The sequence below is a fragment of the Pseudomonas sp. GXZC genome (assembly GCF_026967615.1).
GTDB lineage: Bacteria > Pseudomonadota > Gammaproteobacteria > Pseudomonadales > Pseudomonadaceae > Aquipseudomonas > Aquipseudomonas azotoformans_A.
The window spans coordinates 1,167,208-1,189,492 of record NZ_CP114115.1 but is presented as its reverse complement, the minus strand read 5'-3'; the positions used below and the strand labels follow the sequence as shown (position 1 = coordinate 1,189,492).

Genomic DNA, 22,285 nt, shown 5'->3' with positions numbered 1-22,285 from the left:
GCACGGGACACTGGACACATGCGACAAAAAATAAGACGATCCAGCCGTCTGGTGACCACTTTCCCCTATAAGAATAAATGAAATTATGTCTAACCAAATCTCCACGCCGTTGCGGCGCGTCAGCATTTTGGCCATTGATCGGGTATTCGCTTCAACCCTCATGCAAGCCAAGGATTTCTTCCACCTCGCCAGCCTGCGTTACGGCAAACAGCAAGGCCTGGGCCTGACGCCCGCCTTCGAATCGCGCCTGGTCAGCCCCGACGGGCAATCGGTACGCAGCTTCAGTGATGTGATCATGCCGGTGGACGGCGGCCTGGAAGACGCCGACATCATCGTGCTACCGGCCTTCTGGGATGACTTCGACGCCCTGTGCACCCGCTACCCGCAAGTGCTGCCCTGGTTGCGTGAGCAACATGCACGCGGCGCCGTGCTGTGCGGCGAAGCCACCGGGGTGTTCTGGCTGGCCGAAGCCGGCTTGCTCGATGGCAAGGAAGCGACCACCTACTGGCGTTTCTTCAATGCCTTCAGCGAACGCTTCCCCAAGGTTCAGCTCAACCAGGACAAACACCTTACCGACGCCGACAACCTGTATTGCGCCGGCGGCACCACTTCGGCGTGCGACCTCTATATCTACCTGATCGAACGCTTCTGCGGCGCCAACATCGCCCAGGCCGTGGCCCGCGATATCCTCTACGAGGTGCAGCGCAGCTATTCACCGGGTCGCATCGGGTTTGGCGGACAGAAGCTGCACCAGGATGTGATCATCCTGCAGATCCAGCATTGGCTGGAGGAACACTTCGCTGACAAATTCCGCTTCGAAGACGTGGCCCGGGAACACGGCATGAGCATCCGCAACTTCATGCGCCGCTTCCAGACCGCTACCGGTGACAAACCGCTGCATTACTTGCAACGGCTGCGTATCGAGACGGCCAAGGGACTGCTCTCGGGCAGCCGCAAGAGCATCAAGACCATCAGTTATGAGGTGGGGTATGACGATGCGAGTTTCTTTGCCAGGCTGTTCAGGCAGCACACGGAGCTATCGCCGAACCAGTATCGGCAGCAGTTTCAGCAGGCTGCCTGACCCGAGACAAACACAAATCTAATGTGGGAGCTGGCTTGCCTGCTCCCACATTTTGATCTCCACTTTTCTGGAGATTTGCTTACGGTTTGTGCCCGCGTGACAGGAACTCATGCGACTGCATTTCCAGCAAGCGGCTCAGCGTGCGCTGGAACTCAAAGTTCAAGCGCCCGCCGGTGTACAGGTCCTTCAACTCAACCTCAGCCGAGATGATCAGCTTCACGTTACGGTCGTAGAACTCGTCGACCATGTTGATGAAACGTCGCGCGATGTCGTCGGTGGTGACGCTCATCTGCTCCACACCGCTCAAGATTACCGCGTGGAAGATCTTGCCCAGTTCGATGTAGTCGTTCTGGCTACGCGGGCCGTCGCACAGCTGGCGGAACTCGAACCAGGCCACGTCATCGCAGGTACGCAGCGCGATGATTTCGCGGTTCTCGATCATCAGCTTGTCGTTTTCCACCGCCTGGGTGCATTCCGGCGTGAGGGCGCGGAAGCTCTTTTTCAGGCTTTCGTGGGCAGCTTCGTTCAGCGGGAAGTGGAACAGCTCCGCTTGCTCCAGGTGACGCAGGCGGTAGTCGACGCCGCTGTCGACGTTGACGATTTCGGTGTTCTGCTTGATCAGCGCAATGGCCGGCAGGAAGCGCGCACGTTGCAGGCCGTCCTTGTACAAGCCGTCGGGCACGATGTTCGAGGTGGCCACCAGGGTCACGCCGTTCTTGAACAGTTCTTCCATCAGGGTGCCGAGGATCATGGCGTCGGTGATGTCGGAGACGAAGAACTCATCGAAGCAGATCACCCGCGCTTCTTCGGAGAAACGCTTGGCGATGATGGTCAGTGGGTTTTTCTCGCCTGGCAGGGTCTTCATCTCTTCGTGCACGCGCTTCATGAAGCGGTGGAAGTGCGTGCGCACCTTTTCCTTGAACGGCAGCGCTTCGAAGAAGGTGTCGACCAGGTAAGTCTTGCCCCGCCCCACGCCGCCCCAGAAGTACAGGCCTTTGACCGGCGTGTGGTCTTTCTTGCCAAACAGCTTGCTGAACATCCCCGGCTTGCTTTGCGAGGCCGCGAGCAGGTCGTCGTACAGGCGCTGCAAGTGACGCACCGCATTTTCCTGGGCCGCGTCATGGAAGAATTCAGGGCGTTTCAGATCAGCTTGATATCGTTCTAGGGGCGTCATAATTTCGTTAGCAAGGCAACAAAAACGGGCCGTCACTGTAACGACGGCCCCGGATAATGGCAATCAACCCTTGGTCGGGTTAATCCTCGAGGGGGGTCAACGCAACGCGCAAGGCTTCGATGGCCGCGTCGCGCGACGCTTCGTCGGCGAACTCGGCACTGTCGGCCACCACGGCACCGTCCAGCCATACGCTGAAGGCCAAGGCTTCGGTGCGTACGTCCAGCGCGTCGCCGCTTTGCAGTTGCTTGGTCACCGCGCCCGCCGCCTTGCCGTCGGCAAAATTGCGCGACAACAGCAGTTGCTCGCCATCAGCCGCCAACAGGCGGAAGCGGAAGCTGCCGTCGTCCTCGCGAAAGCTCACGAAGCGCGCGGCTTTGGCGGTTTTCTTCTTGGCGGCGACCGGCGCCGCAGCCTGGTTGACGAACGAACGCAGGCCCACGGCTTCACGCAGCTCAGCCAGGAACGGTGCAGCCACGGCGCGCGCTTTCTTGGCGCCGATCAGCAGCAAGTCTTCCATGTCCGAAGGGCGCGACATCAACTGGTGATAGCGTTCGCGGGCTTCGCCCAGTTGGCCATCCAGCAGTTGGAACAGACGGTTCTTCGCCTCGCCCCAGCCCAGCCCTTGCAACAGGTCGGCGCGGAACTCTTCTTCCTGGGCCTTGCTGGCAAATGCCTGGTACAGGGTAAACAGGTGCGAGTTGTCCGGGTCCTTGGCTTCGCCCGGCGCGCGGGAGTCGGTGACGATCCGCGAGATCGCGTCCTTCATGTCCTTGGCGCTGGTGAACAATGGGATGGTGTTGTCGTAGCTCTTGGACATCTTGCGGCCATCCAGGCCCGGCAAGGTGGCGACGCTTTCTTCGATCAGCGCCTCGGGCATGGTGAAGAATTCTTTACCGTTGCCAAACAGGTGGTTGAAACGCTGGCCGATATCACGGGCCATTTCCACGTGCTGGATCTGGTCGCGACCGACCGGCACCTTGTGCGCGTTGAACATCAGGATGTCCGCCGCCATCAGCACCGGGTAGCTGTAGAGGCCCATGCTGATGCCCGCATCCGGGTCTTCGCCGGCTTCCACGTTCTTGTCCACCGAGGCCTTGTACGCATGGGCACGGTTGAGCAGGCCCTTGGCGGCCACGCAGGTGAGCAGCCAGGTCAGCTCGGGGATTTCCGGGATGTCGGACTGGCGGTAGAAGGTCACCCGGTTCACATCCAGGCCACCGGCCAGCCAGGTCGCGGCGATTTCCATGCGCGAGCGCTGGATGCGCTGCGGGTCATCGCATTTGATCAGGGCGTGGTAGTCGGCCAGGAAGTAGAAGGAGTCGGCATTGGCGTCCTGGCTTGCGAGGATCGCCGGGCGGATCGCACCGGCGTAGTTGCCCAGGTGCGGCGTGCCGGTGGTGGTGATGCCGGTGAGGATACGGGTACGAGTCGTCATGGGTAATCGCTTATCAGACTGCTATCAATTCGAGAGTCGCGGCAGCACCAGATCCTTCAGATCGGTGAGCTTGCCGTGAAAAAAGTGTCCGCATTCTGCCACTTTCAGCAGCTCATGGGGGCGATTCAGGGCGGCAGACCAGTCGTAGACGGTCTGTGGGTCGACCACTTCGTCGGTTTCCGGCTGGATCAGGGTCAATGGGCAACCCAGTGGCAGCGCATCGGTATCGCGCAGACGCATCACCGCTGCGGCAACCATGAACAAATGTGACAGTTTTTCACCCTTGGCTTCCAGGCGTCCGCCGAGGCTGGCAGCCACGTAGCCACCGAAGGAAAAGCCGAGCAAGGTGATCGGCAGGTCCGGGTGTTTTTCCCGCAGCCAGGTGGCGGCCGCTTCGGCGTCATCCACTTCACCGGTGCTCATGTCGTGGGTGCCGGCACTGGCGCCGACGCCACGGTAATTGAAACGCAAGGTAATCAAACCGGCATCGCGGGCGGTGCGTTGCAGGGTCGATACCACTTTATTGAGCATGGTCCCACCCTGCACCGGGTTGGGGTGGCAGATCAGCGCCAGGCCACGTGGCTCGGGGTGATCCAGGTACAGGGCTTCCAATTGGCCTACCGGGCCATCGATCAAAACGGGGGTTTCACGCATGAGCAAGAGATGAACTCCGTGACCTCTCAATGGGTCGACTCGTCTAGCTAAAAGTCTGTGCTTGGCATCATTGCGAGCTTAATCGCGGTATACAGCGCAGGTTTGAGCCGTTAACGTAAAGCAAAGCCGTTTATAGAGGAAGGACTCGTGGAACACTCGCTCTTAGTTTGGTTGTTGCCGACTCTTGCCCTGGTTGCCGGTGTCGCCATTGGTTTCCTGGTTGCTCGCTTGCTGCCGAATGCCGCGCCTAACCGCACGCAGCGTCAGTTGGATGACATTCAGGAACGTTTTGACAGTTATCAGAACGAGGTTGTTACCCACTTCAACAGCACCGCGACCCTGGTCAAGAAGCTCACCCAGAGCTACCAGGAAGTACAGGATCATCTCGCCGATGGCGCAAACCGCCTGGCCCTCGACGACATCACCCGCCAGCGCCTGCTAGCCGCGTTGCATTCCGATGCACCGCAAACCCCACGGGAGCGCCTGACCCCACCACGGGAAAACCAGGAGCCACCACGGGACTACGCGCCAAAAACGCCGAACGCCCCAGGCATGCTGGATGAGCATTACGGTTTGAAGAAGTAACTTAATCTTCAAGCACTAAAAAGCCCGGTTGATCGATGATCAGCCGGGCTTTTTGTTGGCTAGCGTTTACACCGGCTGTTCCTGCAACATCCCACCCTCGATGCGCACATGCCGACCATGGAAGCGCTTGAGGCTGCTGCGATGGCCGACGCTGACGATGCTCAGCCCCGGCAGCTCATCGATCAGCGCCTGATACAGCGTGGCCTCGTCCTCTTCATCCATGGCCGACGTGGCTTCGTCCATGTACAGCCATTGCGGCGCGAACAACAAGGCGCGGGCAAACGCCAGGCGTTGCTGCTCGCCCGGCGAGAGCATGCGCTGCCAGTGGTTGGCTTCCTCCAGCCGCCCAACCAGATGCGGCAGGCGGCAGGTTTCCAGGACCTGTGCATAACGTTCGGCCGGGTAGACGCTGTCGTCCTGTGGATAACTCAACACCGCCTTCAGCGTGCCAATCGGCAGGTAAGGTTTTTGCGGCAGGAACAAATAACGTTCGGCCGGCAGGCGAATAGTGCCGTGGCCGTTGGGCCACAGGTTGCCCATGGCGCGTAGCAAGGTCGACTTGCCGCTGCCGGAACGACCACTGAGCATCAGCCGCTCGCCTTCAGCCACCGTCAGGTCGGCGCCTTGCAGCAAATGCCGGCCGTCCGCCAGGTCCAGGCTCAGGTCCTTGACCTGCAAGTCGCCACCTTGTTGTTGCAAGCCAATGCCCATCGTGCGGCTTTCGTTTTCCTGCATGGCCTGGCCGAAACTCAACAGACGATCACAGGTCGCGCGCCAACTGGCCAACAGCGTGTAGGCGTCGACGAACCAACTCAGGCTGCCCTGCACACTGCCGAACGCCTGGGCCACCTGCATCAGCACGCCCAGTTCGATCTTGCCGGAAAAGTAACGCGGCGCCGCGACCACAAAGGGAAAGATGATCGCGATCTGGGAGTAACCGCTGGTAAAGAAATTCAGGCGCTTCTTGAGCTGCATGATGTTCCAGAAGTTGCTCCACACCCGACCGAAGCGTGCGCTCAATTGCTGATGTTCGTTGGGCTCGCCATTGAACAGCGCGATGCTTTCCGCGTTCTCCCGCACCCGCACCAGGCTGAAACGCAAGTCAGCTTCAAAGCGCTGTTGGCGGTTGCTCAAGCCGATCAGCTTGCGACCGATCAAGTGGGTCAACCAACTGCCGATCACCGCGTAGATCAATGCCGCCCAGAACATGTAGCCGGGAATGGTAATGCCCCAGATTTCGATGCTGCCGGACACGCCCCACAGGATCACCGAGAACGACACCAGGCTCACCAAATTGGCGATAAAGCCCAGCCCCAGCGTGAGGGTGCTGCTGGTAAACGCGTTGAGGTCTTCGGAGATACGCTGGTCGGGGTTGTCGGTGTAGCCGCCGTATTCCAGGTGGTAGTAATTCTTGTGGCCCAGCCACTGGGCGAAATAGGTTTCCGTCAGCCAGCGGCGCCAGCGGATGGTGAGCATCTGTTGCAGGTAGGAGGTGAACACGCCGGTCACGATCGACACCACCGCAATCACGCTGAAGTACATCAGCAGATGGGTAAAGGCGTCGTAGTCCTTGTTTTCCAGCGCGTTGTAGAAATCGCGGTTCCAGCTGTTGAACCACACCGACACGGCGACGCTGAACAGCGACAACCCCAGCACCACCAACAGCAGCAGCCAGGCCTTGGCCTTTTCTTCGCTGCGCCAGTAAGGCGTGATCAACCCCCACACCCGCCGTAGAAATTGCCCACGCACCGCGTCGTTGACCGCGGAGTACTCAGCGTTCTGATTCATCGTTCAGGCTCGGTAGGGAAAAGATGACAGGCGTTCGAACCGATCATAGTTGATCGGTTCGGGGCTCCGTGCGGCCTGAAGCAGATTGTTCAGCTGTTGTTCAGATCGGGCTCAGCGGCGTACCGGGCGCTTCTGCAGCTTGCGCTGCAAGGTACGGCGGTGCATGCCCAGGGCACGGGCAGTGGCAGAGATATTGCCTTCGTGCTCGGTCAGCACGCGCTGGATGTGTTCCCACTGCAGGCGGTCTACCGACATCGGGTTTTCCGGCACCAGGGTATCCAGGTCGGCGTGCTCGGAGAGCAAGGCGGCCAGCACGTCGTCGGCGTCCGCCGGTTTGCACAGGTAGTTGCAGGCACCGCGCTTGATCGCCTCAACGGCCGTGGCAATGCTGGAGTATCCGGTGAGGATCACCACGCGCATTTCCGGGTCGAGTTCCAGCAGCTTGGGCAGCAGCACCAGGCCGGAGTCGCCGTCCATTTTCAGGTCCAGCGCGGCGTAGTCCGGCAAGTCGGCCTGGGCGATGGTCAGGCCTTCCTCGGCCGAGCCTGCGGTGCTGACGCGGAAACCGCGACGGCTCATGGCGCGCGCCATCACGCGGGTAAAGGTGGCGTCATCATCTACCAGCAACAGGTGCGGCAGTTCTTCGCCTTCGACTTGGATCTCGTCACTCATCGATATCTCCTCGTGCGACACGGGGCAGGCGCAGCTCGGTGAGCGTGCCACCTTCCTCATGACTATAGAGCTTCACTGAGCCGCCCGCGCGGGTCACGCTGGCCTTGCTCAAAAACAGGCCAAGGCCGAAGCCTTTGCCCTTGGTGGTAAAGAAAGGTTTGCCGATCTGCTCGGCAATGGCCAGCGGCACACCCGCGCCGTGGTCACGAATGCTGATGGTCACGTCTTCGGCGTCCCAGTCCAACTGTACGCCCAACCCCTCGGGACAAGCGTCGGCGGCGTTGTTCAGCAGGTTGAGCAGCGCCTGGGTCAGGTCCGGTGGCGGCGCCATGCGCGGCACGCTGCCCTGGCCCAGCAGATGGAAACGGTAACTGGCTTCGGGGCGCATCAGGTGCCAGCGGTTCAGGGCTTCGTCGAGCCACTGGGTCACGTCCTGCATTTCCACCGCCAGGCGGCGATTGGCTTCGGCGGCGCGCACCAGTTGCTGCAGGGTCTGCTTGCACTGCTTGACCTGTTCGCGCAGTACGCCGAGGTCTTCTTGCAGCGCCGGGTCGTGATGGTCCTGGGTCATTTCGTTGAGCAGCACGCTCATGGTCGCCAAGGGTGTGCCCAGCTCATGGGCGGCGCCGGCAGCCTGGGTGGCGACGGCCAACAGTTGCTGGTCGCGCAGGCCCTCTTCACGGCGAATGGCGCGCAGTTCTTCCTGGCGACGCAGTTCTTCGGCCATCCGTGCGGCGAAGAAGGTGATCACCGCAGCGGACAGCGCGAAACTCAGCCACATCCCGTAGATCTGCAGGTTTTCCCGGGCGATCGGGAAGGTTTGCAACGGGTAGAACCGCGCCAGCAGCAAGGTGTAAAGCGTCAGGGCAATACCCGACAGCACCACCGAATAGCGCCACGGCAGAGTCACGGCAGCGATAGTCAGTGGCACCAGGTAATACGAAACGAACGGGTTGGTGGAACCGCCGGAGAAATACAGCAACACACTGTGGATAAACAGGTCGCAGGCCAATTGCAGGGCGTATTCCAGCTCGGTTACCGGCCACGTGGTACGCAACCGGATCGCGGTAAACACACAGAGCACGGTGGAGAAACCGAGGGTCACGCCCAGTTGCAGCCACGGCAGCGGCAGCAGGTCGAACCAATAGGCGAGCCCGACGGAGCCGGCCTGTGCGGCCAGTACCAGGGTACGGATGAACGTCAGGCGCCAGAGGTTCTGGCGGGTGGCGGAAGTCAGTTTTACGGCGGCGAGCATGTGCTCTCCCGGTGAGCGCTGCAGGCGGATCGGCAGGAGTATAAACGAAGCAGGCGGGCTGGCACGGCGCGTGTGGCTCTTTGCCGCAGGCCGGGCCAATGACCGTTCGTCGGCATCACCACAACTTGTAGCTAATGTGTAAACCCGAAGAACCCGATGCCACCGTCTACAGTCATACCCAACACGACTATCTCAAGGAGCTTCCATGTCTCGTTTCACTCGCAGTGCAGCCGCCCTCACCCTCAGCGTCGGCACCCTGGTCAGCCTGCCAGCACTGGCCGCTGACGCACTGAACTACAACCAGATTTCCCTGCGCGCCGAGGTCAGCCAGGAGGTGGCCCGCGACAAGATGATCGTGACGCTGTACACCGAATCCCAGAACAGCGACCCCGCCAAGCTCGCCGCTGAAATCACCACCACCATGAACAAGGCCTTGGGTCAGGCGCGCGAAGTCAAAGCAGTGACCCTGCGCCAGGGCAGCCGCAACAGCTACCCGATCTACGACAGCAAGAACCAGAAGATCACCGGCTGGCGTGAGCGCGCTGAACTGCGCCTGGAAAGCGCGGACTTCCCAGCATTGTCCAAACTCACCGGCGAACTGCAGAGCACCCTGAAGATGGACAACATGGAGTTCTCCATCGCCGACGCCACGCGCAAGTCCAGCGAAGATGCCTTGCTCAAAGATGCAGTCGCCGCGTTTAAAGCACGCGCGCAACTGGCCACCGATGCGCTGGGTGGCAAGGGCTACAAGATCGTCAACCTGAACTTCAACACCAACGGCTACCCGATGCCGTATGCCCGTGGCGGCATGATGATGAAAGCGGCCATGGCCGATTCGGCACCCACGCCTGAAGTGGAAGCCGGCACCAGCCAGGTCAACATGAGCGCCGATGGCGTGATTGAAGTGCAGATGCCGTGACCCCTACCTGATAAACCTGAACGGCGTTACCCTCGGTAGCGCCGTTTTCGTTTGGGCAGCTTATATATGCCTGCCACTTCAGGGGTCTCCATGGAAAGAATTGCCTTAAAACCGCTCCTCCTCGCTGCCGGCCTGCTGGCGTTTATGCCACTGGCCCAGGCGGCCAGTACCCTGGTCTACTGCTCCGAAGCCAGCCCCGCCGGTTTCGACCCCAGCCAGTACACCAGCGGCACCGATTTTGATGCGTCTGCCGAAACCGTGTTCAACCGCCTGACCCAGTTCAAGCGTGGCGGCACCGAAGTCGAGCCTGGCCTGGCGACGAGCTGGGACGTGTCCAAGGACGGCCTGACGTATACCTTCCACCTGCGCGATGGCGTCAAGTTCCACACCACCGATTTCTTCACCCCTACCCGCGACTTCAACGCGGATGATGTGCTGTTTACCTTCAACCGCCTGCTGGATGCGCAAAGCCCGTTTCGCCAGGCTTACCCTTCCGAATCGCCGTACTTCACCGACATGGGCTTGAACACCACGATCAAGAACGTCGACAAACTCGACGAGCACACCGTGCGCTTCAACCTGAACAACGTCGATGCGTCGTTCGTGCAGAACCTGGCCATGAGCTTCGCCTCGGTGCAATCCGCCGAATACGCCGCGCAACTGCTCAAGCAAGGCAAGGCCGACGAGATCAACCAGAAACCGGTAGGCACCGGGCCGTTTGTATTCAAGCGCTACCAGAAGGATTCGCAGATCCGCTACGTGGCCAACAAACAGTATTGGAAACCCGAGGATGTGAAGCTCGACAACCTGGTGTTCGCCATCACGCCAGATGCGGCGTCGCGCCTGCAAAAGCTCAAGGCCGGTGAATGCCAGGTCAGCGGATACCCGCGCCCTGCGGATATCGAGGTGATGAAACAGGACCCGAACCTGCGTGTCCTGCAACAAGCCGGTTTCAACCTGGGCTTCCTGGCCTACAACGTGACCCACCCGCCGCTGGACCAGCTCAAGGTGCGCCAGGCGCTCGACATGGCGATCGACAAGCCGGCAATCATCAAGGCCGTGTACCAGAGCGCCGGACAATTGGCGCAGAACGCACTGCCGCCTGCGCAGTGGTCTTATGACGCCGGTATCAAGGACGCGCCTCACGATCCGGCGAAGGCCAAGGCGCTACTAAAAGAAGCAGGGGTTGCACCCGGTACCACCATCAACCTGTGGGCCATGACCGTACAACGCGCCTCCAACCCCAACGCGCGCATGTCCGCACAGATGATTCAGCAAGATTGGGAAAAAATCGGCATCAAGGCCAATATCATCAGTTATGAATGGGGCGAATACATCAAACGCGCCAAGAATGGCGAGCATGACGCCATGATTTATGGCTGGACCGGTGACAATGGCGACCCGGATAACTGGTTGGGCGTGCTCTACAGTTGTGCCGCGGTCAAGGGCAGTAACTACGCCAAATGGTGTAACCCGGCCTACGACAAACTCGTCCAGCAAGCCAAGGTCAGCAGCGACCGCGAGCAGCGCATCAAGTGGTATCAACAGGCACAAAAAATCCTTAAGGAACAAGTACCTATAACGCCTATTGCGAACTCGACGGTTTTCCAACCGCTGCGTAAGGAAGTCAAGGACTTCAAGATAAGCCCCTTCGGCTTGACGCCGTTCTACGGCGTGAGTCTAGAGAAGTAACAGCGACGCCCCAACCGAGTGCGCTAGACGCCTCGGTTGGTCATTTTTGGTGCGCCGCCTGCACCGAAAAAACCCTCGAAATAGACGCAAATATGTACAAACTTTCATAATTGCGACATTCCTGTACGTTCGTACCACTGTTTTACCTTCGTAACGGTTCAGCATCTTGCAATGGGTATGGCGCCTGCATAAGTATCCGCAGGCCGACTCACGAGGTCGCCCTCACCACCAAAAATGACAACAAATCATGAGGCCAACATGCTTAAACACGCAGTCATTCCGTTAATTGTTAGCGCTGGCCTTATGGCCGCAGCTCCTTTCGCCCAAGCGGCGACTAACCTGGTGTTCTGCTCCGAAGGGAGCCCGGCCGGTTTTGATCCAGGCCAGTACACCACCGGAACAGACTTCGATGCCTCGGCCGAAACCATGTTCAACCGCCTGACCCAGTTCGAGCGCGGCGGCACCGCTGTGATTCCTGGGCTCGCCACCAGCTGGGACGTGTCCCCGGATGGCTTGACCTACACCTTCCACCTGCGTGATGGCGTCAAGTTCCACACCACCTCGTACTTCAAGCCGACCCGTACCTTCAATGCCGATGACGTGCTGTTCACGTTCAACCGCATGATCAACAAGGACGATCCGTTCCGTAAGGCCTACCCCACCGAGTTCCCGTACTTCACGGACATGGGGATGGACACCAATATCAAGAACATCGAGAAAGTCGATGACCATACCGTCAAGTTCACCCTTGGCACCGTGGACGCCGCTTTCATCCAGAACCTGGCAATGAGCTTCGCTTCGATCCAGTCGGCTGAATACGCCGCCCAACTGTTGAAAGAAGGCAAGGCCGCGGACATCAACCAGAAGCCGGTCGGCACTGGCCCGTTCGTGTTCAAGAGCTACCAGAAAGACTCGAACATCCGTTACACCGGCAACAAGGACTACTGGAAACCTGAAGACGTGAAGATCGACAACCTGATCTTCGCCATCACTACCGACCCGTCGGTGCGTATCCAGAAGCTCAAGAAAAACGAATGCCAGATCACCCTGTTCCCTCGTCCGGCCGACCTCAAGGCGCTTGGCGATGACAAGGATCTGAAACTGCCGCACCAAGCCGGTTTCAACCTGGGCTACATCGCCTACAACGTCATGGACAAGGTCAAGGGCAGCGACCAGCCCAACCCGCTGGCAGACCTGCGCGTACGCCAGGCGCTGGACATGTCGGTGAACAAGCAGCAGATCATCGACTCCGTGTACCAGGGCGCCGGCCAACTGGCCGTCAACGCCATGCCACCCACCCAATGGTCGTATGACACCACCATCAAGGACGCCAAGTACGACCCTGAGAAAGCCAAGTCGCTGCTCAAGGAAGCGGGCGTCAAGGAAGGTACCGAAATCGTCCTGTGGGCCATGCCGGTTCAGCGTCCGTACAACCCGAACGCCAAGCTGATGGCAGAAATGCTGCAGAACGACTGGAAGAAGATCGGTCTCAACGTGAAGATCACCAGCTACGAGTGGGGCGAGTACATCAAGCGCTCCAAAGGTGGCGAGAACCAGGCCATGATCATTGGCTGGAGTGGTGACAATGGTGACCCGGACAACTGGCTGAACGTGCTGTTCGGCTGCGACTCGCTGCAAGGCAACAACTTCTCCAAATGGTGCGACAAGAAATTCGACGGCATCGTAAAAGAAGCCAAGGCTACGTCGGACGTCGCCAAACGCACCGAGCTGTATAAGCAGGCGCAACATATCCTCAAAGATGCTGTCCCGATGACACCTATCGCGCACTCGACGGTGTATCAACCCATGCGTTCCACCGTGCAGGACTTCAAGATCAGCCCGTTTGGCTTGAACTCCTTCTACGGCGTGAGCGTCAGCGGCAAGTAAGGATCATTGGCGGCGACGTTTCATAACGTCGCCGTTATTGCATCCGCCTAGACCGTAGGAAACAGACCACACTCGCAACCGTTGCGTCCTACAGCAATGAACTGCGATGCGTGACTCCGTTGCCTACAAGGTCAATCCGATTTGGTGCATTTACTGCCAGGTCCGCGACCCATAACGTCGTGGGACAGCAGAGGCAACCAGTTCGGAATGGCACTTGCTGCGTGTGGGATCAGTGATGTCACCCCGGTCAAACGCCAGGGTGATTGCTCGCTGATGACAACTACAATCAAGGATCGGGATCGTCATGCGCCATACCACCGTTCTATCCGCAATGTTTGCCACCAGCCTGCTGGCTGTGGCCACGATGGGCCACGCCGCCGACAAGCAGAGCCTGGTGTTCTGCTCGGAAGGCAGCCCGGCCGGTTTTGATACCGCGCAATACACCACCGCCACCGATAACGATGCAGCGGAGCCGCTGTATAACCGCCTGGTTGAGTTTGAAAAGGGCGAGACCGGTGTCGTACCTGCGCTGGCAACCAAGTGGGATATTTCGCCAGATGGCCTGACCTACACCTTCCATTTGCGTGAGGGGGTGAAATTCCACAGCAACAAGGAATTCAAGCCAACGCGGGACTTCAACGCCGACGACGTGCTGTTCACCTTCAACCGCATGCTTGACCCCGACCATCCATTTCGCAAGGCCTACCCCACCGAGTTTCCGTACTTCAACGGGATGAGCCTGAACAAGAACATTGCCAAGGTCGCCAAAACCGACCCGCACACCGTGGTGATAACCCTGAACACGGTCGACGCCGCGTTTATCCAGAACATCGCCATGAGCTTCGCCGCGATCCTCTCGGCCGAGTACGCCGACCAGTTGCTCAAGGATGGCAAGCCGAGCGATATCAACCAGAAGCCGATCGGCACTGGCCCTTTCGTGTTCCAGCGTTATCAGAAAGATTCGCAGATCCGTTATGTGGCCAACAAACAGTACTGGGACCCGAGCAAGGTCAAGCTGGACCAGTTGATCTTCGCCATCAACACCGACGCCTCGGTGCGGGTGCAAAAGCTCAAGGCCGGCGAATGCCAGGTGACCCTGCATCCGCGCCCGGCTGACGTCGATGCCCTCAAGGCTGACCCGAACCTGCAACTGCTGACCAAGCCAGGTTTCAACCTTGGCTATATCGCCTACAACGTGCGTCACAAGCCCTTCGACCAGCTCGAAGTGCGCCAGGCGCTGGACATGGCGGTGAACAAGCAAAGCATCCTGAACGCCGTGTACCAGGGCGCCGGGCAATTGGCCGTCAATGCCATGCCACCGACGCAGTGGTCCTACGACGACAGCATCAAGGACGCCGCCTACAACCCGGAAAAAGCCAAGGAACTGCTCAAGGCCGCCGGCGTGAAAGAAGGCACCGAAATCACCCTGTGGGCGATGCCGGTCCAACGTCCGTACAACCCCAACGCCAAGCTGATGGCCGAGATGCTGCAAAGCGACTGGGCCAAGATCGGCCTCAAGGTCAAGATCGTCAGCTACGAGTGGGGCGAGTACATCAAGCGCACCAAGAACGGTGAGCACGATGTGAGCTTGATCGGTTGGACCGGTGACAACGGTGACCCGGACAACTGGCTGGGCACCCTCTACAGCTGCGACGCCATCGGCGGGAACAACTACTCCATGTGGTGTGACCCGGCGTACGACAAGCTGATCAAGCAAGCCAAGGTCGTGACCGACCGCGAACAAAGGACTGTTCTGTACAAACAGGCGCAGCAACTGCTCAAGCAGCAGGTGCCGATCACGCCCGTCGCCCACTCGACGGTCAACCAGCCGTTAAGCGCCAAAGTCGAAGGTTTCAAAGTGAGCCCCTTCGGCCGCAACGTGTTTTCGGGCGTCAGTATCACCCCATAAGAAAATAACCGGATTGCGCAGGGCGGATAACGCCTTGCTGCAAACGCGCGGCCTTTTGTTGGGAATTTTCCTACGCCAAACGTTTGCAATGGCTTGAACGAGTTACACACCCAATAGCCGGATCACCAAAAAAGACCGGCATTAAAAAGAGAACCAAAGGAGCTTCATCAATGAAACTGAGCAGCAAAGCGCTTCTGGCCTTGGCCATCAGCAGCATCACGGCCACCGCCTACGCTGAATCCGCCAGCCAGGACTTCGTTCCTACCACACTGGCCGGCACCAGCGCCCAAAGCGAGGCCAAGGGCTTTATCGAAGATTTCAGCCTGGGCGGCACCACGCGTAACTGGTACTCCCACGAAAGCAAATACCGCGGGGGTACCTTTGAGTACCAGAAGCACGGCCAAACCCGTACCGACCGCAACCGTACCAACTGGGTACAGGGCACCATCATCAACGCCAGCTCGGGTTTCACCCAGGGCACCGTGGGCGTGAAGACTGAATTGGCGGTCTACAACGCCGTGGCCCTGGACCGTAGCAAGCGCGACATCAAGGGCGGTTCCAACCGTACCCTGGCTGACTCCGATGGCGATGCAGTCGGCCAGTGGAGCAAACTGGGCCTGGCCAACGTGCAGTTCCGTGTGTCGAACACCACGTTGACCGCCGGTCGTCAGAACTTCAGCAGCGGCATCGTCGACACCATCGGCAACCGTGCCCTGCCTTCGAGTTTTGAAGGTGTGAGCTTCAACAGCGAAGAATTCAGCAACCTGTCGTTCCAGGGCGGCATCTTCGATCGCGTTTCGCCACGTTCCGAGCAGAGCCTGTCGAAATTCCGTACCGAATACGGCAATGGCGCTGAAACCGACAAGGTGTCCACCCTGGGCCTGAACTACCAGCCACTGAAAAGCCTGAAAGTCAGCGTCTTCGGCGCCAACGTGAAGGACTTCTGGAACCAGTACTACTTCGGCGCAACCCACGAGTTGGGCGACGCTCAGCAACTGGCGCTGACCACCGGTTTCAACTACTACAAGACGGTCGATGAAGGCAAAAAAGAGATGGGGGAAATCGACAACGATACCTACTCCCTGTCCCTGGGCCTGGCCCACCAGGCACACAGCCTGACCTTCTCGTACCAGGCGGTGAACGGTAACGAATACTTCGACTACCTGCACGAAACCAACGGCATCTACCTGGCCAACTCCCTGACCTCCGACTTCAACGGCCCGAACGAGAAATCCTTCCAGGTTGCCTACGGCATCAACATGGCCGAATACGGCGTGCCAGGCCTGAAGTTCAACATCTACTCGGCACGCGGCTGGGGCATCGACGGTACCCACTACACCGGTAACAACGGTCGGGCCAAGTTCGCCTACGACGGCATCCAGAAGCAAGACGGCGAAAAACACCAGGAATACGGTATCGGTGGCTCTTACGCCATCCAGAGCGGCCCGCTCAAGGCCACCACCGTGCGCGCAACCTATGTTGAGCACCGTGGCAGTGAGTTCCAGGCTGACGGCAGCATCAAAGAGTTCCGTCTGGTGACCACTGTTCCGTTCAACATCCTTTAATTAGCGCCAGGTAGACGGCGGGCTCAGGACGAGCCCGCCGTCTACGCTTGTCTGGTCCCATCGATTGCAGAGGGCTCCGAATGAAATTGCTCCCACTACAAGCCGCCATGGCTGCCGCGCTGTTGAGCGTGGCGATCGGCGTTTCGGCCAAACCACTGGTGGTCTGCACCGAAGCCAGCCCGGAAGGTTTCGACCCGGTCCTGTACACCACGGCCGTGACCGCTGACGCCGCCGCCGAAACCATGTTCAACCGTCTGGTGGACTTCAAGCCCGGCACCACCGAAGTGGTCCCGGCACTGGCCAAGGACCTGCCCGAGATCAGCGCCGATGGCCTGACCTACACCTTTCACCTGCGTGACGACATCAAGTTCCACACCACCGACTATTTCAAACCCACGCGCAACCTGAATGCCGACGACGTGCTTTGGAGCTTCCAGCGCCAGCTGGACCCGAACCATCCGTGGCATAAAAAGTCCCTCGTGGGCTACCCGTACTTCGAAAGCATGGGCTTCAAGGAACTGCTCAAGAGCGTAGAGAAGACCGACGACCACACCGTCGTCTTTACCCTGACCCGTCCTGAAGCACCGTTTTTGGCCGACCTGGGCATGGCATTCTCTTCCATCCATTCGAAGGAATACGCCGACCAGTTGCTCGCATCCGGCAAGACCGAAGACCTCAACGCCAAGCCCATCGGCACCGGCCCGTTCGTCTTCACCCGTTATCAGAAAGACGCCCAGGCGCGGTTCAAGGCCAACCCCGACTACTTCCGTGGCAAACCGCAGGTAGATCCGCTGATCCTGGCGATCTCTACCGATAACAACGTGCGCCTGCAGAAGCTCAAGGCCAACGAATGTCAGATCGCGTTGTTCCCCAAGCCGGATGACATTCCCAGCATCAAGAAAGACCCTAACCTGAAAGTCGATGAACTGGCGGCGATGACCACCAGTTACACCGCGCTGAACACCACCCACAAATACATGAGCGATGCGCGGGTGCGTCACGCGATCAACATCGCGTTCGACAAGGCTGGCTACACCGAAGCCCTGTTCGGCAAAGGCAATGCTGTCGTGGGCACCGGCCCTTATCCGCCGACCTTGCTGGGCTTCAGCGACAAGCTGAAGAACCCACCCCGTGACCTCGACAAGGCCCGCGCCCTGCTCAAGGAAGCTGGTGTACCGGAAGGCACTGAGTTCACCTTGTTCACCCGTAACGGTGGCGGCCCGACCAACCCTAACCCGATGCTCGGCGCCCAGCGCATGCAGGCGGATCTGGCGCAGATCGGCCTGAAGGTAAATATCAAAGTCATGGAATGGGGCGAAATGCTCAAGCGTGCTAAAAACGGCGAGCACGACATGGTTTCCGCTGGCTGGGTCGGTGACAACGGCGACCCGGATAATTTCCTGACGCCAAACCTGAGTTGCGATGCAGCGAAAAACGGCGAAAACTACGCCCGCTGGTGTAACAAAGAGTTTCAAGACTTGATCGACAAGGCGCGCGCCATCGCTGAACCCGCCCAACGCGCTGCACTCTATGAACAAGCACAGGACGTTTTCGATAAGGACCAACCATGGCTTCCCATGGCTTATCCGAAACTGTTCACCGCCATGCGCAAGAACGTAGAAGGCTTCACTCAAAGCCCTCTGGGTACAAATAACTTCGCCACCACCCAGGTGAAGTAAATAAGAGAAACGCTCGGCACCGTCGACATTGGCGGTGCCGAACCTGCCTAACCGGCTGATTGAGGTACACGACAAGATGTTTAGTTTTATTGCCCGCCGACTGGGGTTACTGATCCCCACGTTTTTCGGCATCACGTTGCTCACGTTTGCGTTGATTCGCATGATCCCTGGCGACCCCGTCGAAGTCATGATGGGCGAGCGGCGCGTCGACCCCGAGATGCACGCACAGGCAATGGAACGCCTTGGCCTTAACAAGCCGCTGTATGCGCAATACCTGGATTACGTCGGCAAACTGGCCCAGGGTGACCTTGGTGAATCGCTGCGTACCCGCACCAGCGTGTGGACTGAATTCACCGCCCTTTTCCCGGCGACCCTGGAACTGTCCATGGCCGCCCTGTTGTTCGCCGGTATCCTGGGCCTGTTGGCCGGGGTGATCGCGGCACTCAAGCGAGGATCCCTGTTCGACCATGGGGTGATGGGCATCTCCCTGGCGGGGTATTCGATGCCGATCTTCTGGTGGGGCCTGATCCTGATCATGTTCTTCTCGGTCAGCCTGGGCTGGACCCCGGTTTCCGGGCGGATCGACCTGCTCTACGACATCGAGCCGCGCACCGGCTTCATGCTGATCGACACCCTGCTGGCTGACGAGCCGGACGCTTTCTTCGACGCCCTGCACCACCTGATCCTGCCGGCCATCGTGCTCGGCACCATTCCGTTGGCCGTGATCGCGCGGATGACCCGTTCGTCGATGCTCGAAGTCTTGCGTGAAGACTACATCCGCACCGCCAAGGCCAAAGGCCTGTCGCCGGCGCGCGTGGTGTTCGTGCACGGCCTGCGTAACGCGCTGATCCCGGTACTCACTGTGGTCGGCCTGCAAGTCGGCACGCTGCTGGCCGGTGCGGTTTTGACCGAGACCATCTTCTCCTGGCCCGGCATCGGCAAATGGCTGATCGAAGCCATTGGCGCGCGGGACTACCCGGTGGTGCAAAACGGCATCCTGCTGATCGCCTGCCTGGTGATCCTGGTGAACTTCGTGGTGGATATCCTCTACGGCTTCGCCAACCCACGCATCCGTCACCAGCGCTGAGATCATGACCATGACCACACCTACTCCAGTGTCAGCAGTCGATCAAAGCCTGCTGTACCCGTCGCCGTACAAAGAATTCTGGCAAGCCTTTTCCAAGAACAAAGGCGCGGTTGCCGGCCTGTTGTTCATGGTGCTGATCGTGTTCTGCGCGATCTTCGCCCCCTGGGTTGCACCGCATAACCCGAGCGAGCAATACCGCGATTTCCTGCTGACCCCGCCGTCGTGGCTGGAAGGCGGGCAGATGCAATTCCTGCTCGGCACCGACGAACTGGGCCGTGACTTGCTCTCGCGCTTGATCCAGGGTTCGCGTTTGTCGTTGCTGATCGGCTTGTCGTCGGTGGTGATGTCGCTGATTCCGGGCATCCTGCTGGGTCTGTTCGCCGGGTTCTTCCCGCGGTTGCTCGGCCCGACCATCATGCGTTTGATGGACATCATGCTGGCCCTGCCTTCGCTGCTGCTGGCCGTGGCCATTGTCGCGATCCTCGGCCCTGGCCTGATTAACACGGTGATCGCCATCGCGATCGTGTCGCTGCCGTCCTATGTCCGTCTGACCCGCGCTGCGGTGATGGGCGAGCTGAACCGTGACTACGTGACCGCCGCCCGCCTCGCCGGTGCCGGCCTGCCACGCCTGATGTTCATCACCGTGTTGCCCAACTGCATGGCGCCGCTGATCGTACAGGCCACCCTGAGCTTCTCCTCGGCGATCCTCGATGCCGCAGCCCTGGGCTTCCTCGGCCTTGGCGTACAACCGCCAACCCCGGAGTGGGGCACCATGCTGGCTTCGGCCCGTGACTACATCGAACGCGCCTGGTGGGTGGTGAGCCTGCCTGGTTTGACCATTTTGCTCAGCGTGCTGGCAATCAACTTGATGGGCGACGGCCTGCGCGATGCGCTGGACCCGAAACTCAAGAACGCCGCCTGAGGAGATTCCCATGTCACTGTTAGAAATCAAGAATCTCAACGTGCGCTTCGGCGACAAGACCGCCGTTCCGGTGGTCGATGGCCTCGACATTTCGGTCGACAAAGGCGAAGTCCTGGCAATCGTTGGCGAGTCGGGCTCGGGTAAATCCGTGACCATGATGGCGCTGATGGGCCTGATCGAGCACCCCGGCATCGTCACCGCCGACGCGCTGAACTTCGACGGCAAGGACATGCTCAAGCTGAGCAACCGCCAGCGCCGCCAGATCGTCGGCAAAGACCTGGCGATGGTGTTCCAGGACCCGATGACCGCGCTGAACCCCAGCTACACCGTGGGTTTCCAGATCGAAGAAGTGCTGCGCCTGCACCTGAAGATGTCCGGCAAACAAGCGCGCAAGCGGGCCATCGAGCTGTTGGAAAAGGTTGAAATCCCCGGCGCCGCCAGCCGTATGGATGCCTACCCGCACCAACTGTCCGGCGGCATGAGCCAGCGCGTGGCAATTGCCATGGCGATTGCCGGCGAGCCGAAACTGCTGATCGCGGATGAGCCGACCACTGCACTGGACGTGACCATCCAGGCGCAGATCATGGAACTGCTGCTGGCCCTGCAGAAAGAACAGAACATGGGCCTGGTGCTGATCACTCACGACCTCGCAGTCGTGGCGGAAACCGCCCAGCGCGTCTGCGTGATGTACGCCGGCCAAGCGGTTGAAGTCGGCCAGGTGCCGCAGTTGTTCGACATTCCGGCGCATCCGTACAGCGAAGCACTGCTCAAGGCGATTCCGGAACACAGCCTGGGCGCCACGCGCCTGGCCACGCTGCCGGGTATCGTGCCGGGCCGTTATGACCGTCCACAGGGTTGCCTGCTGTCGCCACGTTGCCCGTACGTGCAGGACTCCTGCCGTGCCCAGCGTCCGGGGCTTGATCCAAAAACCAACAGCCTCGCGCGCTGCTTCTACCCCTTGAACCAGGAGGTGGCGTAATGGCCGTCGTTCTTACCGCCCGCGACCTGACCCGTCACTACGAAGTGTCCCGTGGCCTGTTCAAGGGCCACGCCACCGTGCGTGCTCTCAATGGCGTGTCCTTCGAGCTGGAAGCCGGCAAGACCCTCGCCGTCGTGGGCGAGTCGGGCTGCGGCAAATCCACCTTGGCCCGTGCCCTCACGCTGATTGAAGAGCCGTCTTCGGGTTCCTTGAAAATCGCCGGCCAGGAAGTCGCCGGCGCGGACAAGGCCCAGCGCAAGCAACTGCGCAAAGACGTGCAGATGGTGTTCCAGAGCCCGTACGCCTCGCTGAACCCACGCCAGAAAGTCGGTGATCAACTCGGCGAGCCGCTGCTGATCAACACCAACCTGTCCGCTGCCGAACGCCGCGAAAAAGTGCAGGCAATGATGAAGCAAGTGGGCCTGCGCCCCGAGCATTATCAGCGCTACCCGCACATGTTCTCCGGTGGTCAGCGTCAGCGGATCGCCCTGGCCCGCGCCATGATGCTGCAACCCAAAGTGCTGGTGGCGGATGAACCCACCTCCGCACTCGACGTGTCGATCCAGGCCCAGGTGCTCAACCTGTTCATGGACCTGCAGCAGGAATTCAACACGGCTTACGTGTTCATCTCCCACAACCTGGCGGTGGTGCAACACGTCGCCGATGACGTGATGGTGATGTACCTCGGCCGTCCAGTGGAAGTCGGTCCCAAGGAAGACATCTACGCCCGTCCGCTGCACCCCTACACCCAGGCGCTGCTGTCGGCCACCCCGACCATCCACCCGGACCCGAACAAGCCGAAGATCAAGATCGTCGGCGAACTGCCCAACCCGCTGAACCCGCCGCCTGGCTGCGCCTTCCACAAGCGCTGCCCGTACGCGACCGCACGGTGCAGCACCGAGGAGCCGCAACTGCGCGCCTTGGACAACCGCCAGGTGGCCTGCCACTACGCGGAGCAGTTCGTGGCGTGACATCGCAACAAAAATGCCCTGGGTGATCAAG

18 protein-coding genes are annotated in these 22,285 nt (G+C 59.8%); 12 read left to right on the top strand and 6 right to left on the bottom strand.

Annotated elements, in window-relative coordinates:
- Positions 1–160: 160 nt before the first annotated feature.
- The gene (locus OZ428_RS05540) at positions 161–1,081 is read left to right on the top strand and encodes a GlxA family transcriptional regulator (protein WP_174890977.1); all 921 of its coding nucleotides are present in this window, start codon (positions 161–163) and stop codon (positions 1,079–1,081) included.
- A 79-nt stretch (positions 1,082–1,160) separates the two neighbouring features.
- Here OZ428_RS05540 and zapE read toward each other — a convergent pair whose 3' ends face one another.
- From zapE to OZ428_RS05525, 3 genes are all read right to left on the bottom strand, one after another.
- Positions 1,161–2,255 (bottom strand): cell division protein ZapE, encoded by a 1,095-nt coding sequence (zapE, locus tag OZ428_RS05535; protein ID WP_016976236.1) that lies wholly within the window; start codon positions 2,253–2,255, stop codon positions 1,161–1,163.
- A gap of 79 nt (positions 2,256–2,334) precedes the next feature.
- Positions 2,335–3,690 carry a tryptophan--tRNA ligase gene (locus tag OZ428_RS05530; RefSeq protein ID WP_269132858.1) on the bottom strand — a complete coding sequence of 452 codons (1,356 nt, stop codon included), beginning with the start codon at positions 3,688–3,690 and terminating at the stop codon, positions 2,335–2,337.
- A 24-nt stretch (positions 3,691–3,714) separates the two neighbouring features.
- The gene (locus OZ428_RS05525) at positions 3,715–4,344 is read right to left on the bottom strand and encodes an alpha/beta hydrolase (RefSeq protein ID WP_033899280.1); all 630 of its coding nucleotides are present in this window, start codon (positions 4,342–4,344) and stop codon (positions 3,715–3,717) included.
- A gap of 147 nt (positions 4,345–4,491) precedes the next feature.
- Here OZ428_RS05525 and OZ428_RS05520 point away from each other — a divergent pair, with 147 nt between their 5' ends.
- A complete protein-coding gene (locus OZ428_RS05520) occupies positions 4,492–4,929 on the top strand; it encodes a YhcB family protein (RefSeq protein WP_003171734.1) in 438 nt (145 codons plus the stop codon).
- A gap of 66 nt (positions 4,930–4,995) precedes the next feature.
- Here the strand turns inward: OZ428_RS05520 and OZ428_RS05515 are convergent, their stop codons facing one another.
- From OZ428_RS05515 to OZ428_RS05505, 3 genes are all read right to left on the bottom strand, one after another.
- Positions 4,996–6,717: an ABC transporter ATP-binding protein/permease gene (locus tag OZ428_RS05515; protein WP_269132857.1), complete on the bottom strand. Its 1,722-nt coding sequence runs from the start codon at positions 6,715–6,717 to the stop codon at positions 4,996–4,998.
- A 111-nt stretch (positions 6,718–6,828) separates the two neighbouring features.
- The gene (locus OZ428_RS05510; protein WP_003171731.1) at positions 6,829–7,389 is read right to left on the bottom strand and encodes a response regulator transcription factor; all 561 of its coding nucleotides are present in this window, start codon (positions 7,387–7,389) and stop codon (positions 6,829–6,831) included.
- Positions 7,382–8,644 carry an ATP-binding protein gene (locus tag OZ428_RS05505; protein ID WP_016976240.1) on the bottom strand — a complete coding sequence of 421 codons (1,263 nt, stop codon included), beginning with the start codon at positions 8,642–8,644 and terminating at the stop codon, positions 7,382–7,384. Before OZ428_RS05505 ends, OZ428_RS05510 begins: the two co-directional genes overlap by 8 nt.
- A 205-nt stretch (positions 8,645–8,849) precedes the next feature.
- Here OZ428_RS05505 and OZ428_RS05500 point away from each other — a divergent pair, with 205 nt between their 5' ends.
- The 10 genes from OZ428_RS05500 (at position 8,850) to OZ428_RS05455 (ending at position 22,254) form a co-directional block, all read left to right on the top strand.
- Complete coding sequence (locus OZ428_RS05500) at positions 8,850–9,563, top strand: SIMPL domain-containing protein (protein ID WP_033903376.1); 714 nt, start codon at positions 8,850–8,852, stop codon at positions 9,561–9,563.
- A gap of 90 nt (positions 9,564–9,653) precedes the next feature.
- On the top strand, positions 9,654–11,255 hold the full coding sequence (locus tag OZ428_RS05495; RefSeq protein ID WP_269132856.1) for an ABC transporter substrate-binding protein: 1,602 nt from the start codon (positions 9,654–9,656) through the stop codon (positions 11,253–11,255).
- Between the two features lie 258 nt (positions 11,256–11,513).
- The gene (locus tag OZ428_RS05490; RefSeq protein ID WP_269132855.1) at positions 11,514–13,142 is read left to right on the top strand and encodes an ABC transporter substrate-binding protein; all 1,629 of its coding nucleotides are present in this window, start codon (positions 11,514–11,516) and stop codon (positions 13,140–13,142) included.
- Positions 13,143–13,473: 331 nt separating this feature from the next.
- Positions 13,474–15,051 carry an ABC transporter substrate-binding protein gene (locus tag OZ428_RS05485; RefSeq protein WP_420492063.1) on the top strand — a complete coding sequence of 526 codons (1,578 nt, stop codon included), beginning with the start codon at positions 13,474–13,476 and terminating at the stop codon, positions 15,049–15,051.
- 170 nt (positions 15,052–15,221) lie between these two features.
- Positions 15,222–16,616, top strand: a complete 1,395-nt coding sequence (locus tag OZ428_RS05480; protein ID WP_133074668.1) for an OprD family outer membrane porin — start codon at positions 15,222–15,224, stop codon at positions 16,614–16,616.
- Positions 16,617–16,696: 80 nt separating this feature from the next.
- Entirely contained in the window at positions 16,697–18,295 is a 1,599-nt protein-coding gene (locus OZ428_RS05475; protein ID WP_038850886.1) for an ABC transporter substrate-binding protein, read from the top strand.
- A 76-nt stretch (positions 18,296–18,371) separates the two neighbouring features.
- Positions 18,372–19,382, top strand: coding sequence for an ABC transporter permease subunit (locus tag OZ428_RS05470; protein ID WP_017739471.1), 1,011 nt, complete (start codon positions 18,372–18,374; stop codon positions 19,380–19,382).
- Positions 19,383–19,392: 10 nt separating this feature from the next.
- Entirely contained in the window at positions 19,393–20,304 is a 912-nt protein-coding gene (locus OZ428_RS05465; protein ID WP_269132854.1) for an ABC transporter permease subunit, read from the top strand.
- Between the two features lie 10 nt (positions 20,305–20,314).
- Complete coding sequence (locus OZ428_RS05460; protein ID WP_028618822.1) at positions 20,315–21,283, top strand: ABC transporter ATP-binding protein; 969 nt, start codon at positions 20,315–20,317, stop codon at positions 21,281–21,283.
- Positions 21,283–22,254, top strand: coding sequence for a peptide ABC transporter ATP-binding protein (locus tag OZ428_RS05455; protein WP_025856265.1), 972 nt, complete (start codon positions 21,283–21,285; stop codon positions 22,252–22,254). Before OZ428_RS05460 ends, OZ428_RS05455 begins: the two co-directional genes overlap by 1 nt.
- Positions 22,255–22,285 lie beyond the last annotated feature (31 nt).

Excerpts from the sequence above, each read along its gene's own strand:
- OZ428_RS05540 (WP_174890977.1), top strand. The coding sequence starts at position 161 with ATGCAAGCCAAGGATTTCTTCCACCTCGCCAGCCTGCGTTACGGCAAA.
- zapE (WP_016976236.1), bottom strand. The coding sequence starts at position 2,255 with ATGACGCCCCTAGAACGATATCAAGCTGATCTGAAACGCCCTGAATTC.
- OZ428_RS05530 (WP_269132858.1), bottom strand. The coding sequence starts at position 3,690 with ATGACGACTCGTACCCGTATCCTCACCGGCATCACCACCACCGGCACG.
- OZ428_RS05525 (WP_033899280.1), bottom strand. The coding sequence starts at position 4,344 with ATGCGTGAAACCCCCGTTTTGATCGATGGCCCGGTAGGCCAATTGGAA.
- OZ428_RS05515 (WP_269132857.1), bottom strand. The coding sequence starts at position 6,717 with ATGAATCAGAACGCTGAGTACTCCGCGGTCAACGACGCGGTGCGTGGG.
- OZ428_RS05510 (WP_003171731.1), bottom strand. The coding sequence starts at position 7,389 with ATGAGTGACGAGATCCAAGTCGAAGGCGAAGAACTGCCGCACCTGTTG.
- OZ428_RS05505 (WP_016976240.1), bottom strand. The coding sequence starts at position 8,644 with ATGCTCGCCGCCGTAAAACTGACTTCCGCCACCCGCCAGAACCTCTGG.
- OZ428_RS05500 (WP_033903376.1), top strand. The coding sequence starts at position 8,850 with ATGTCTCGTTTCACTCGCAGTGCAGCCGCCCTCACCCTCAGCGTCGGC.
- OZ428_RS05495 (WP_269132856.1), top strand. The coding sequence starts at position 9,654 with ATGGAAAGAATTGCCTTAAAACCGCTCCTCCTCGCTGCCGGCCTGCTG.
- OZ428_RS05490 (WP_269132855.1), top strand. The coding sequence starts at position 11,514 with ATGCTTAAACACGCAGTCATTCCGTTAATTGTTAGCGCTGGCCTTATG.
- OZ428_RS05485 (WP_420492063.1), top strand. The coding sequence starts at position 13,474 with ATGTTTGCCACCAGCCTGCTGGCTGTGGCCACGATGGGCCACGCCGCC.
- OZ428_RS05480 (WP_133074668.1), top strand. The coding sequence starts at position 15,222 with ATGAAACTGAGCAGCAAAGCGCTTCTGGCCTTGGCCATCAGCAGCATC.
- OZ428_RS05475 (WP_038850886.1), top strand. The coding sequence starts at position 16,697 with ATGAAATTGCTCCCACTACAAGCCGCCATGGCTGCCGCGCTGTTGAGC.
- OZ428_RS05470 (WP_017739471.1), top strand. The coding sequence starts at position 18,372 with ATGTTTAGTTTTATTGCCCGCCGACTGGGGTTACTGATCCCCACGTTT.
- OZ428_RS05465 (WP_269132854.1), top strand. The coding sequence starts at position 19,393 with ATGACCACACCTACTCCAGTGTCAGCAGTCGATCAAAGCCTGCTGTAC.
- OZ428_RS05460 (WP_028618822.1), top strand. The coding sequence starts at position 20,315 with ATGTCACTGTTAGAAATCAAGAATCTCAACGTGCGCTTCGGCGACAAG.
- OZ428_RS05455 (WP_025856265.1), top strand. The coding sequence starts at position 21,283 with ATGGCCGTCGTTCTTACCGCCCGCGACCTGACCCGTCACTACGAAGTG.